Origin of the sequence: Flavobacterium tistrianum, from assembly GCF_003254545.1 — a bacterium.
GTDB lineage: Bacteria > Bacteroidota > Bacteroidia > Flavobacteriales > Flavobacteriaceae > Flavobacterium > Flavobacterium tistrianum.
This window is the reverse complement of the sequence record NZ_QJRH01000052.1, coordinates 17,905-32,812: the sequence shown is the minus strand read 5'-3', so window position 1 is coordinate 32,812 and position 14,908 is coordinate 17,905. Positions and strand designations below refer to the sequence as shown.

The window sequence follows — 14,908 nt, the reverse complement described above, 5'->3', positions numbered from 1 at the left end:
GTACCTTTGATACTTTTTCCATCCAATCCATCTTTTCCGTCTTTTCCTTTTACTTTTCCGGCATCAATAGTAGTACCATCAGAAAAAGTAATAATAAGGTTTCCAGCAGGATTAATTATAGTATTAGAAATAGTTTTTCCACCTGTACCAATTTCATCAGAGAGGGCTATTCTGCTCCATCTGTCGACATACCAATAATAATACCCTGGTTTTATATCAGCAACTGTTGCCGTATTAAAAACCAAAAGACTATTGACATTACCATTTTTAATTGTTGTACGGTCGGTACTGCTTGTTAATGGTATTTGTGGAATCAATAGACCTTTGTCTTTTGCATACACCTCCAACTGAGCAGAAGGGATTGCTTGTTGTTTTCCTATCACAACTTGGGAGTAAGCAGAAAAACCACCTAACACAAATAGTAAAGGAAGTAATTTATTTTTCATAGCATTTAAAAATTATTGATTAATTTTTTTTTTTCAAAAAAAAGTGCTTTCTACAGTACAATCCCAAATAACTTATTGACAATCAAAACAAAATAGACTTTTAGAAACACTTAATTTGAGAATGCAAAGTTCTTTCGAAAGTATTTTTAGAAATACCACCAAAAGTTTTAAAAGTTACAGATTAGGGTATTTTTTTTTAGAAGACATCAAAATATAATAAGTAATCATTTATTTTTTAATAATAAAAAAGCGAGAGAACCTTACATTCTCTCGCTTAAGCAAAAACTATCAAAATATTAAAAATTCCTAAAAACAAACTAACTATTAAAGTATGGATAGCAATCTATTCCTCTAATAAAAAACTACTGTTTAGACCATCACCGTTTGCAGATACAGCATTACATATCTCTTCTACGCAAGATATGTTTACTATCTACGTGATGAAAGTTTGATTTCCGTATTGATCCGACGCTGTACATATCGATTTAAAGAATATCTACTTATATAATTACCATCTTTCTTTTTGTAGTTATGCTTTCTTGAAATAATAAACGGGTAACCTGATTTTAATACATAAAAACACCATCTTATACTGTTTAATTTTTCAGACTTGGACTTGAGCGGTCCATGAAACTAAACTTCTACCCATTTTTATGGAGTTAGAGGTGGAATTTCTAGTTTCCTAAATAAATTACAATTAATCTTTTATTTTAACAATATTAGAAGTGTAGATCTCTCTGGTAGCTAATCACCTAAGTATAAAACCATTTTTCATAGGATCTTTCGGGTCTATTAAAAATGTATTTGCTCCTGTTACAAAAGCCGTTCCTTCAACTTGTGGAATTACAGCTTTAAAAGGACCAAATTTTTCTTCTCTCACAAGCGATCCGATAAATGTGCTTCCTGTAATACTTTCTATCGTTATAAATTCATTCATATCTATTGCATTTCTAGCTTTTTCAATAGCTATTCTTCCAGAAACCCCTGAACCTGTTGGAGAACGATCTACTTCTCCATCAGCAAAAACACAAACATTTCGGCTGTGATTAGAGATATCCATTGGTTCATCAATGAAAATAGTTCCGTACAAAAAGCTCAAATCTTCCTCAAATGGATGCTGGATATCTTTATTATAATTCATTACAGCGTGTTTTATATCTACTCCAGCTTGAATAATCGCTCTGTAGTTTTCTTCGGTTAGTCCAAAATTCAAATGGGTATTTTTTCTCAAATCAACATAAGCATAGAAAGCACCGCCATACGCCAGATCATAGATAACATCGCCAATTCCTGAGACATTTACAAGACGATCCAAACTTACTACAAAACTTGGCACACAATGGAAGCTCACTCCTATTACTTCGCCATCCACTATATTGACATACGAAAAAATTCGACCGCAAGGAGCATCTATCTTCAATTCATTTTCACCTTCTTTTACATTGATCCAGTTCATTTTTGCTGCCAGTGCGCTTATCGCAATAATAGCATGACCGCACATACTGCTATAACCTTCGTTATGCATAAAAAGAATACCAAAATCAGCATCTTCATCATTTGGCGGAAGCAAAATACAGCCATACATATCCGCATGACCGCGCGGTTCAAACATCAATGCTGTTCTTAAATAATCGTAGTTTTCTTTTATATCTCTTCGGTATTCTAAAACATTATTTCCTTTAAGTTCTGGAAAACCAGAGACAATTACACGCAAGGGCTCACCACCTGTATGCATATCAATGGTTTTTATCTGGAGTACAGAATTGTCAGATTTATAATCTGTATTATTACAAATATTTTGGTAGGTATTAGACATTTTTTTGTGTTTTAAAATTATACTCTTCATAAAAATATCCCGCTGCAACAAGATCTTCTAACGCATGTCCAACGGATTTAAAATAGGTGATTTCTTCATCTGATGTTCTGCCCTGTTTTGCATTACTGCACAGTTCAAATAAATCTGCTTTGATTGTTTCTTTGGAGATAATTCCATTGGTGAGCGGAATCAAAATATCGCCACTTTCCTTTAATCCGCCTTGATAAGTATCAAGAAATAGGTTTGATTTTAAAACTGCTTCATCATCTGCTTCACGCATATCTTTTTTATATGCTCCAACAAGATCTAAATGCTGTCCTGCTTTCAGCCATTTTCCTAAAACAAGCGGAACGGGTGATAAAGTCGCTGCCGAAATAATATCTACTTGAGAAATAATTTCTTCTATGGTGGAAACTGGTTTACAGATAAATGAAGCGTTTTTAAGTGCGTTGCAAACCAATTGAGCTTTTTCTATGGTTCTTCCCCAAACATAAACTTCTTTTATAGGTCTGATACTTGCATGCGCCTGAATTAAATTAATAGCTAATGCTCCTGTTCCAATCATTAGCATAGAGGAGGCATCTTTTCGTGAAAGATAACTGCTAGCTAAGGCAGATGTTGCCGCAGTGCGCTTCCCCGTCAATGATTTTGCATCAAGAATTGCCTTTATATTCCCTTTGTGTCCATCAAGATAAATGTAAGTTCCCTGAATCGAAGGCAAATCATATTTACCGTTATTGGGACTTACGGTAACTATTTTTACACCTAAATCTTTACCTGCTTGAAACGCTGGCATCAATAGTAATGTTGAATCTTTGCCCTCTTCAGGGTTAGAGTAATCATGATGATGGCGCATGGGCACATTGATATCTGAAGCTGAAAATCCTGCCCGAAGTCTTTCTATAAGTTCTTTAAAATTGCATTTTTCTTCAATGAAATGATCTGAAATAAGTTGTATTGGTTCCATGTATTGTGTTGAAATTTCACTAAAAATAGAAGATTATTTCACCATAATACTATTTCACCTCTAATCGGATAACATATACTCATTTAAGGTTAATATAGTACAAATTATCCACTTCATTAAGATTGCAAGTTAGATAGAAAATCAAAAAACTAAGATTCGACGAAGCAAAAACTATCTCATTTTTTAAATATTTTTTATTAGAAAAATTTAAAGTTTTTTTTCACTCTATTTTATCAATTTACTAAATGAAGTCTGGCCTGTTTACCATTATTTTTTACTAATGATAAACAGGCCAGACCTAAATATTTATACTGTTTTTATTTAAATAATTTAGATGCAATCTTTTGTTCCTAATCCGAGCCAGAAAAGTTAATTTGCTTGCTCAAAACAATTCCGTCTTTATCATATTTTTTGTTTTAAATCTTATTTTACTTCTGGAACAATAATTTGATATTTTCCGCTAAGATGCATTAGACTAAAAAGATACATCAGTCCATCATAATAGGGATCAAAATAACCGTCTTCATAAGGTTCAAGTTTTGCGTTCCAGACCGCATGAACAAAATCTAAACTTTCTTTATCGGAATTAACTAATGACGCAGTTGCTGAAGTGGCTACCAACCCAATAGAATGCCTAAGCTTTTTTACAGGACCGGCTTGAAGGATAAAATCAGGGGGTGAGCCATCTAGATTAAATTGATCTTCGAACTTGTCTAATCCTTTAGATCGAAGAAAATTTTGAAAGCGCTTCACATATCCCTCCTGCCATTTTTTATCTTTCCCATACCAAGTATAATCCATTGCCACATTCATGGGAACTCGCCATGAATCATAACGAAATCCCGCAGGCATCCAAGGTGTTGGGTGCGGTTCTCCAGAAAACTCGGTGTAATCAGAATTAAGACCTGTTACGGGATGACAGGCTTTATGCAAAAAATTACGAGAAACCTCTGCACATTCTCTATAAAATTGTTCATGTCCATCTCTAGCATACAGTGCCCAAATTTCGAAGAATGCAGGAACATGATAAGAAGGATCTGTCCAGTTATAACCGCCTCCCTCAGGCACAAATGAAATCTGTTTATGTTCGATGTTGATAATGTTATGTACATTGCCTGTGCCATCTTTTTTCCACATGGCATCAAGTATTCTTCTGGCTTCTTTGTAATAGTCAATTCCTGTATTATTGCCCCATTTGTTAGAAGCAAAAAGAAGACTCGTAATATAATATAATTCACCATCTGAAGCCGAACCTGCGGAGTTCTGCTTTTTGGTCACTGGATTTACGCTCCAAGCAAAATAGCCTTCTCTTGGTCCATCCTGATGCTGCATGTATTTTACAGACCACCTCCATAAACGATCAAAAACCTCTTTCTTGTTGAGCTGAACGGCAACCATCATACCATAAGACATTCCTTCGGTACGAGCATCTTTATTTTTAACGTCAGAAATATATCCGAGCGAGTCGCCTTCTTCAAAATATACTTTATTTGGACCTTCGAATATATCAAAATAAGCTTTGGCAACTTTCTTGTCTATTTCATCTTGACTATAACCCGCTTCCTTAAAGATATTTCTGTATTGAGGTCTTTCAGATTCTGTTTTTGCAGTTTCCTTTTTATGCTGCCCTATTATTGATAAAGGCGTTGTCAGCATGAAGATCATCACTAAAGCCGAAATTTTAATGCTTAATTTTTTATATACCATCATATTTATCTTTTTAAATAGTATTTCTTCATCCGAAAAAACAAAATGAGATTTATTTTACAGAACTTACACCCTCTTTAGTTTGTATAATTTTTTGAATAGTTCCGTCTTTATTATAATGCATATAGTCTACACAAATTGAACGTCTGTAACTCCCTCCTGTTGGTAAACTTCCGTTGTGGTAAAAGAAGTATGATTTTCCTTTGTAGTCAATAATTCCTGGATGTGTGGTAAAACTATTCGGTACATTTTCCTGAATAATTCCCTGATACTTCCATGGTCCAGTTATACTTTTTGCTGTGCAATACTCTATCATTTCGGGTTTAGTTCCAGCACTGGCATACACTAAATAATAAAGTCCTTTTCTTTTATAGACCCAAGGTCCTTCGATATAATTTTTAGGTGTGAAAGTGGTAATTTCACCATCCACCTCTATCATGTTCTTTTTAAGCTTTACCCACTTGCAACTTCCATTTCCCCAAAACATATAAGCTTGTCCATCATCATCTATAAATACCGTTGGATCAATATCATCCCAACCATACATCATATCTGTCGTCATTTCATTTATGATAAGCGCTTTTCCTATTGCGTCTTTAAAAGGCCCCGTTGGACTGTCTGAAACTGCTACGCCTATCGCTGCACCGCCTTGACTTACTTCATCTTTTTTATGAAATGTAGAAACAAACCAATAGAATTTTCCGTCTCTTTCTATACACTGAGCTGCATACGCATCGCCTGTTGCCCAAGAAAATGTGCTTGGTGAAAGAGGAACTCCATGATCTTTCCAATCTTTCATGTTGGTTGTAGAAAAAACGTGCCAGTCAGCCATTTTATAATTGGTATCTTCCTGAGTCGCTACATCATGTCCTGTGTACAAATACAAAGTGCCTTTATGCACGAGAGGAGCTGGATCTGCAGTAAAAATATCTTTGATAATAGGATTTTGTGCTTCTATATTTATTGCAAATAAATTACAAAAGAGCACACATAAAATTTTGCCTGTATTTTTCATTTTATTTGATTTAATTGAAATAATTCCGAAAATGCAGTCAGTTTTTCTTCAATTGTATTACTCTAAACAATAAACAGCGCAAAAATGCGCTGTTTATAAAAAACTAACTTAACTTGACTTAATTTAATTTAATTTAAACTAACCAAAAATTTAAATATCTTAATAACCAGGATTGTTATCGCTTGGTTTTATTTTCGGATTAGAAGATGTTTCTCTATTTGGTATAGGCCACAGTTCACTTTTGCCAGCTGTAAAACCTGTGCCTTGCAATACAGTGCTTGCCATGTTCCATCTTATAAGATCATCAAAACGAGATTGTTCTCCAGCAAATTCTACCTGACGTTCGTGAACAATTGCGGCGAAAACTGCGTCTTTTGATGCTGTGATATTCGTTGTCAAGTTTGCTCTGTCACGAACTTCTTTAATATATGCAATAGCCGCTGTCTGCGAACCGCCATCTCTTTGGTTTTCGCATTCTGCTTTCATAAGCAATACATCTGCATAACGCATCACTTTAAAGTTAATGCTTGAACGTGTTGCCTCATCTTCTCTATTGTAATAGTTTTGATATTTTTTCCAACCCGCTCTTCTAATACCAGCCGAGGTAGTAAAATTACTTGCCACCATTACCTTAGTTCCTTTTAAATAAGATGATCCCGGCACATAAAAAGTATCTCCAAAACGGTTATCACCTGCTTCATAAGAATCTAAAAGATCATCTGACGGATAAACATTGTACCAACTAAGATTTCCATACTCCTGCCCTCTTAGTGTTGACTCCTCAAAACCAGTTCCTTGGCTATCACCAGCAGCACCCCATTGATCTCCAGTTCCATTTTTTTCATCAAACTCAATTTCAAAAATAGATTCTTTACCATGTTCAGTTTCTTCCATAAAGTTGTTGTAGAAATTCCCTTTATCTTCAAGACTGAAACTTGTGACATTATTAAGCGCAGCTAAAGCTTCATTATATTTCTTTTGATATAATAATACCTTACCCAATTGTGCAAAGGCAGCTTCTTTATTAGCTCTTCCTGCCGCTTCTGATGCTTTTGGCAAAAGATTCTGCGATGCAAATACAAGGTCTTCTTCAATCAAAGTATATACCTCTGCTTTTGGGCTTCTTGCGTTTCCGACAATAGTACCTGTTTTGTAAATTGGCAAATCGCCAAAACGTTTTACTAAAAGGAAATAATAATACGCTCTTAAAAAATGAGCTTCTCCTAGATATTTGTTCTTTTTTTCTTGAGATAAAACGGCAGCTGGCAGAGCATTGATTTTCTGCTCATTATCCAACACAAAATTTGCTCTTGAAATTCCTATATAGCAAGATTCCCAGTAGTATTGAATAATATCGTTTCCTGCATTAAAAGAAAAATCTTGAAAAGGCTTTTTGTTACCTTCTAACTGAGGATTTCCTAAAGCATCATGCCCCATAAGATCCATAGCAAAGAAAAGATTTCTTCCATAAAGTCCTCTTGTCTGAAGATTTGCATATGATGCGTTTACTGCAGACTGCACCTGTGCTTCTGTTTTAAAGAAAGTTTCAGGAGATAAAGTATTGGGATTAGTCAATTCTAATTCGCTACTGTCACATGAAGTCATCGTTAAAGCTCCAGACAGTACTATAAGTATATATTTAATTTTTTTCATCATCTTTAAGTATTAAAATGTAACATCAATTCCAAAAATTACCGATTTCGGCTGTGGATATCTTCCTAAATCAATACCTGCTGAATTTGCATTAGCATCTGCACGCGCAATTTCTGGATCTAAACCAGAGTAATTTGTAATTGTTATAAGATTCTGTCCGCTTATATAGAATCTAGCTTTTGAGAAATAACTCTTAAATGCATCTCCAGTTAACGTATATCCTAAAGCGATGTTTTTTAATCTTGTGAAAGAACCATCTTCAATATAACGCTGATTCGCAGAAGACCAGTTAATATCTGCTCCTTGAGCTCTTGGCAAAGTAGCAGAAGGGTTTGTTACAACACCATTTTGAACAATTGCTCTGTCTAAAACATCTGTGCTTGCATTAAACAAACGGTTCATTCCTTTTAAATCAAAAGTATTCGCATTATAAATATCGTTGCCCGCAACTCCAGTTATAAAACAGTTAAAATCAAAGTTTTTGTAGGCAGCGCTTAAGTTTAATCCGTAAGTGAAATCTGGATATGGATTTCCGATGTTTGTTTTATCCTCAGAATTAATCACTTTATTGCCATCACGATCCACAATTTTAATATCACCTGGTTTTATAGCAGTCTGGCCTGGTCCAAAAACAGCATCAACTTCTGCTTGGTTTTGGTAAATTCCGTTAGTCTGATATCCATAAAAATAGAATAATGGTTGTCCTACTTCTAATCTCGAGAAGTTTTCAAGACCCGCTCTTGGTGCAGGACCACCTAATACGCTAGTCACACCAGGTGCTAAACTCGTTACCTCATTTTTACTTGTTCCTAAATTTGCCACAGCAGACCATGTAAAATCACCTTTTCTGTCATTATAGCCAAGAGAGACTTCAAAACCGCTTACTTTTACGTCTGCTATATTTTGAATTTGAGTTCCACCACCAGCAGATCCAACAGAAGCAGCAAGAGGAACTGCAAAAAGAATGTCACTACTTTTATTGTTGAAATATTCAAACGAACCTGTTAGTTTATCATCAAACAAACCAAAATCAATTCCTATATTTCGATCTAATTTTGACTCCCATTTCAAGTCTGGATTAGCTGCAACACCTAAAGAAACCCCTGGCGCATTTGCTCCTCCAATTGGATAATTATAATTTGCCAATAAAGTAGCGCTATATTGATAGTTGTCTATTCTGTCATTTCCTGTTGTTCCTGTACTAGCTCTAAGTTTTAATGTGCTGAAAACAGAGTTTTCCATAAAACTTTCTTTAGCTATGTTCCATCCTACAGCAACAGAATAGAAATTACCCCAACGGTTATTTGATCCAAAACGAGAAGATGCATCTCTACGTCCTGAAACAGCTAAAAGATATTTTTCATCATAATCATAATTGATACGTGCAATATATCCTAAGTTTTTTTCTTCATAATTAGCAGATCCTAAACTTCCTTCGTTATAACGCAACTGATCAATTTCGTTTGAAATATAGTAACGGCTCCCTGCGGCTAAGCTTTGTGATTTTCCATCAATTTTAGTAATAACTCCTAATACTTCAAGGTTGTGTTTTTGAGCAATAGTCGTTTTATATGTTAAGCTATTATCAAAAACGATAGTTTGTCCTTGTGAATTTGTTTCGTTTGTTGAAGAAAATGCCTGTTTGTGATAAGAACCATCCTGAAAACCAGGAATAAAAGTATGGTCTTTGCTTGTATAATAGTCTAAAGAAACTTGTGACCTGAATTTCAAACCTTTGTAAATTTGCAACTCAGCATAAATATTTCCGATAATAGATAAATTATTAATTTTCTGAAATCCTAAATTAGCTACACGTACTGGGTTTTCTGCATCGTTTCCATCAATAGCACTAGGTCCCTGATATCCTCCGATATTATCTTCATTATAAATTGGCAAATAAGGAGCCATTTTAATAGCGTGTTCTAATAATGTTCTTCCGCCTGAGCTACGTTCTGGATTAATAGTACTGAAAGAAACTCCCATGTTGCTTCCTATTCTCAGTTTGCCAATGTCCTGTGTATTATTTGCTCTAAAAGAATAACGTTCGAAACCAGTTTTTATAACAGCTCCATCTTGTTTCATATATTCTGCAGAATAACGTCCTGTAGAAGTCTCTGTACCATTTGAAAAGCTTAAGTTATAATCCTGCATAACTCCAGTTTGAAAAATCTGATCTTGCCAGTTTGTATTTATGTTTCCAAACTCAGCCGCTCTAGCTGTTAAATCACTTCCTAAATCCTTAGCATACTGAAGGTATTGTTGTGTATTTAAAACATTGTATCGCTTTGTAATTTCCTGTCCTCCAACATAAGTGCTAAAGTTTAACTGACCTGGGCCTTTTTTCCCTTTTTTGGTAGTAACCATAATTACACCATTAAAAGCTTTAGAACCATATAAAGCTGTAGTAGAAGCGTCTTTCAAAACAGATATACTCTCAATATCGTTAGGGCTTAAACCAGAAAGGTTACCAGTTAAAACTCCGTCAATTACATATAAAGGAGCACTGTTTCCCATAGTAGCCAAACCACGAATACTAACAGTCGGATTAGAACCTGGTGCACCATTTACAACTGTAACACCTGCTGCACGTCCTTGTAAAGCAGATTCAGCATTGGTAATAGGCACTGCGGCAATATCTTTTGAGCTTACTGTTGAAACCGCTCCCGTAACCTTAGCTCTCTTTTGAGTACCATAGGCTACTACAACTTCATTTAAATTTTGTGTGTTTTGAACAAGAGTGACATTAATTGAATTTCTTTCTCCCACAGTAATCGTTTGTGAGATTAAGCCAACATAAGAATATGTTATTTTATCGGTCGGGTTAACTCCTTTCAATGAGTATTTACCGTCAAAATCTGTTGATGCGCTATTTTGCGTCCCTTCTACATTAATACTGGCACCTGGCAAAGGAAATCCTGAAGGGTCGGTAATCACTCCAGTGATGGTCTTTGATTGTGCCATTATACTATGACTGCTAACTATCAGCAGTCCGATTAGTGCAATTTTGAGTTTTAACTTCATAATGGTTTTTGTTTGGTTTAAATAGTTAATGGTTTTTTGTTTTTTGAGTTTAAGCTACATGTGATATTTTTTAATCTGAGTTACTTGATAACAAATATAGAAAAACAACATAAAAAACAATCGGTTGTTTTATGTTTTATTTAGAAAAAACTTAAAAAAACATGAAATAAAAAACATATAAAATATTTATTCAAACAATTTATTAAACATAATTCATTCAATAAATAAATTTTAAATTAAAAAATACTGATTTATTAGCTAAATAATGAATTTTACAAAAAAAATACAATATTAAAAAACAGTATAAAATTCTTAAAAAATGCAAATATTTATAAGTAAAAAACTATTAATTAGACATAAATTCAAAAAAATAATCTCTCATTTTGCATACAAAAGCGAGTTAAAACATTTTAAATAACAATCGGTTGTTGTAAAATGTATCCTTTTTAGAAAAAATGAGTCAGAAAAGCAAAACAGACATAATCACATTCAGCTTGCATTTAACAATCAATTAAAAAGTATCTATCCTTTTCATATACTTAATTCACATCTAAAACGATGATAACCAACATTTCAATCTCGAAAATTTATTGCATAAAAAAAACCGGACTCCATTTAAGAACCGGTTTATATATGTTAAGTAAATTAGGCTGTACTTTAATTTGTAATGACTATCCCTCCATTTTTAGGTATTTTTATTTCAATTTCTTTGTTTTTGCTTATCATCAGTGTGTTTACTTTTCCGTTTAACTGATCATCGTCTGAGTAGCAATTTACTGTCACGCCAGAACTAAGCATTTCTAGTTTTAACTTTATTTTCAATAGCTTATTTTCAGCGTTAATTCCGGCTATATACCACTTTGTTCCATTTCTTCTTGCCAGCACAACATACTTACCTGGATATCCTTCCAAAAAACGAACCTCATCCCATATGGTTGGCACTTCTTTCATAAATTTTATAGCCCAGTCTGGAGCATCATTTAAATTATTAGGCGCCAAAGCAAAATGCTGTACACCGCTTTGAAAAAGCACAGAAGTCGCTAAAGCAAATACATCCGAAGTCATTCTTTTTGAACCTTTATTAGGAATGTTTTCACTATTGTAGAATTTGTTTAGAGCGCTTCCACCAAAATCCATACTTCCTACCACATTTCTAATAAAAGTATGCGTTGCCGCATTTATTGCTTCATTATCACAGCTCTGCTGTCCAAAGTGCAGATTCTCGCTTGCCAGAACCGCTTCGCTAGAGCCATAATTTGGATACATGCGTTCCCAGCCTCGAGGCAATGTGCAGCCGTGAAAAATAACCATGATTCCGAATTCATTGGCATCCGTCAGAATATCTTCATACAGTTTCATGGTCACCTGCTTGTCGCCTCCGAAAAAGTCTACTTTTATGCCTTTAATTCCGATGCTTTTCATCCATGCCATTTCTTTTCTTCTGATGGCTGTATTATGCATCAGTCCTCTTGGGCCTTGCGGAGCATCATTCCAATACCCATTTGAATTGTACCATAAATAAAGCCCAACGCCTTTCTGCTTTCCGTATGCCGCTAATTCTTCTATTTTATCGCGGCCTATCTGCGTATCCCAAAGTGCATCAACTAAAATGGTTTCATATCCCATCGCGGCGCTAAAATCAATATATTGCTTTTGCACAGGAAACGTAGTGTTATTATCCATTTTGATAATCCAGCTCCAAGTTCCTTTTGTGTGTTGATATTCTTTAGATGCTTCATATTTTGGCTTAACCAAGTCAAACGGAATCGTAGTTTCAACTATCGGAGCAAGTGTCTCCCCAATTGTAATAGTTCGCCATGGCGTTTCTCCCGGAAGCAGGATTCCTGGCGATGTCGTTCCGTTTCCGTTATTTTCTCCCGGCATCGGAAATCCAATGGAATATAATCCGTTCTCATGTCCTATTAATCGGCTGGCACAATAACCGCTGTCTACACCTGTTTCAGAAATTAAAACCCATCCGTTGTTTAATTTAAACAGACATGGAAATGTATATCCATTTCCTAAACCATTTTTTCCGACAGCGTCATCTAGCGAATACGAAGTTTCATAACTTGGAGCTGTTTTCGCAAATCCTGTCATCGGATTACTTTGCGGACACAGAAATGCTGTTGTTCCTTTTGGCATTAAAAATCCCGAAACTTCTTCCTGAACCACACAGGAAAGTGTTTCTTTCTGCGGATATACTTTATATCTAAATGCTAAATCATTATTGCTTACTCTAAAGATTACGTCAAAAGCTGGTCTTCCATCTTTTGTGAATGAAAAAATAGCTTCATTGGCTGTATAATGCACGCTGCTTTTTTTGATGTTGCGCAGCTGATAGGATTCGTCAATTTTGTTCTGGATGCTATTTGCTTTCAAAGTTAGTCCAGAGCTAAAATCTCCCGCATTTGTTTTTAAGCCTAATGGCGATTTTTCTATAAATGTTTTTTCACTGAATGTTACGCTATACTGGGGCATTCCGTTATCTGCAGAAACCGATACGGCAAGTTTTCCATCCGGACTTTTTACTACTGATTGGGCGTTTAGTTTAAGAAAACTAACTAAACACAAGAATATTATTTTTTTAAGATTCATAACCTTTTAAGATTTATCTTTTGTTAATGATTGAAGTCTTCGTATTGCAAAAAATAGTATTGTTAATCTTTTCTAGGGATTATTTCGTTTCTGAAATCTTTCCATCAATTCTGAAATAATCAAAATCAGCGAAACCTCCAGCAGTTTTACTAGCGTAATTAAACAGTCCGAATCTATAGCCCATAAAATGCGGAATGGTATACGGCATCTTAATGGATTTTCCAATGCTGATCCATTTTTTGCCGTCTAAACTGTAATAAAATCTTCCCTGATCTGCTTGACTCCTAAAGTCACATTCGGCTTTAAAATATATTTTGCCCTGATTTAATGGAACACTTTCTACTTCTTTTGGATGTCCTTTTTCAGCATCCATCATCACAATTCTTTTTTCCCCATTACCTATTTTTACTCCAACCAAGCCAAAATCTTTTTGCAGCAGCGAAAGACCTGCAAAATCTCCTTCTTTCATATTTGAAAGCTCAAGTATAGTAGTTCCCGAACATACAGGACCAAATGTTCTCTGTGTCAAAATATTTTCTACCTGCGTGAAACTGCTGTCTATTCTGGATGTTTTTAATCTTAAATATCCCTTTCTTTCTTTTACCGACCAATTTGCATTATCTGGGTTATGATTCCATTGCCAAACCAAAGGCAGATCACTTTCTCCGCTTTTACGATTAAATTCGTCTGAGTTTACAATTCCAGGAATAAGGCTTTTATTGGCTGGAAGATCTAAATTTTGAGGCACTTTACCATTTTCTCCCAATATTGGCCAGCCATTTTCCCATTTTACAGGAACCAGATACGGAATACGCCCTACGCCCCCTGCATCTCTAAATAAATACGAAAACCATCTCCCGTCTGGCGTATCAATAAGTCCGCCTTGAGCAACGCCCAAATCCTGCAATCCAATCTTTCCTTCCCATGGCCCTGCAATAGTATCGGCTCTGTGTATAATTACAGTGCGCATACCGTTTTTAGGCCAGCAGATATTAAATAAGTAATACTTTCCGTTAACTTTAAAAAGCTGTGATCCTTCTGCCGAAAGCATGATATCGCTCTGCGCTGGAGCATTGGCATCTTCTATTAATACTTTCTTAGTCTCTTCTTTAACTTCTGACAAGTCTTCTTTTAATTCTACAATTTGAATTTTTCCTCCTCCCCAAACTAAGTACACTTTTCCATTATCATCAAAGAAAAAAGAATGATCGTGATAGGAATTCTTTAAAACCGTTTTCTTCCATGGACCTTTTTCAATATTTTTTGTGGAAAATATATAGGTTTTACCTGTCGTTCCTGAAAAAGTGCTTACATAATACACACCATTGTGATAACGCAGACTGCTTGCCCATGAACCTCTTCCGTAGTCGTTTTTGCCATGATCCAAATTCAGTCGGTCATCATGATCCTCTAAGGTCTGATAGGCATAATTAACCAAATGCCAATTCACTAAATCCTTAGATTTCATAATAGGAACTCCGGGATTCATATGCATTGTGGTACTGCTCATGTAATAAGCATCATTAACCCTGATTATAGATAAATCGGGGACATCTGCAAAAATAATGGGGTTCTGGGCTTTGCCTTTTTGAGCTTGGTTTGTCAATATGTTCAATACAATTACCAGAACGGCATATATAAAATCTTTTGTCTTCATTTCGGTTTCGATTTTTGACATTTCTAAA

At 35.1% G+C, this 14,908-nt stretch carries 8 protein-coding genes and 1 pseudogene; all 9 read right to left on the bottom strand.

Going from position 1 to position 14,908, the window contains the following annotated elements:
* A pseudogene (locus tag DMB71_RS01015) lies at nucleotides 1-446 on the bottom strand (hypothetical protein); the annotation flags it as partial.
* A 748-nt stretch (nucleotides 447-1,194) separates the two neighbouring features.
* On the bottom strand, nucleotides 1,195-2,262 hold the full coding sequence (locus DMB71_RS01010; RefSeq protein WP_111362905.1) for a proline racemase family protein: 1,068 nt from the start codon (nucleotides 2,260-2,262) through the stop codon (nucleotides 1,195-1,197).
* Entirely contained in the window at nucleotides 2,255-3,229 is a 975-nt protein-coding gene (locus DMB71_RS01005) for an ornithine cyclodeaminase family protein (protein ID WP_111362893.1), read from the bottom strand. The genes DMB71_RS01010 and DMB71_RS01005 overlap by 8 nt, the downstream gene beginning before the upstream one ends.
* Nucleotides 3,230-3,652: 423 nt before the next feature.
* A complete protein-coding gene (locus DMB71_RS01000) occupies nucleotides 3,653-4,939 on the bottom strand; it encodes a glycosyl hydrolase family 8 (protein ID WP_239452892.1) in 1,287 nt (428 codons plus the stop codon).
* Nucleotides 4,940-4,988: 49 nt separating this feature from the next.
* A complete protein-coding gene (locus DMB71_RS00995; RefSeq protein WP_204251752.1) occupies nucleotides 4,989-5,951 on the bottom strand; it encodes a glycoside hydrolase family 43 protein in 963 nt (320 codons plus the stop codon).
* A 159-nt stretch (nucleotides 5,952-6,110) separates the two neighbouring features.
* A complete protein-coding gene (locus DMB71_RS00990) occupies nucleotides 6,111-7,607 on the bottom strand; it encodes a RagB/SusD family nutrient uptake outer membrane protein (RefSeq protein WP_239452891.1) in 1,497 nt (498 codons plus the stop codon).
* A 9-nt stretch (nucleotides 7,608-7,616) separates the two neighbouring features.
* On the bottom strand, nucleotides 7,617-10,625 hold the full coding sequence (locus tag DMB71_RS00985; protein ID WP_111362889.1) for a SusC/RagA family TonB-linked outer membrane protein: 3,009 nt from the start codon (nucleotides 10,623-10,625) through the stop codon (nucleotides 7,617-7,619).
* A 657-nt stretch (nucleotides 10,626-11,282) separates the two neighbouring features.
* A complete protein-coding gene (locus DMB71_RS00980; protein ID WP_111362887.1) occupies nucleotides 11,283-13,223 on the bottom strand; it encodes a glycoside hydrolase family 97 protein in 1,941 nt (646 codons plus the stop codon).
* Between the two features lie 79 nt (nucleotides 13,224-13,302).
* Nucleotides 13,303-14,880, bottom strand: coding sequence for a glycoside hydrolase family 43 protein (locus tag DMB71_RS00975; RefSeq protein ID WP_111362899.1), 1,578 nt, complete (start codon nucleotides 14,878-14,880; stop codon nucleotides 13,303-13,305).
* Nucleotides 14,881-14,908: the final 28 nt, after the last annotated feature.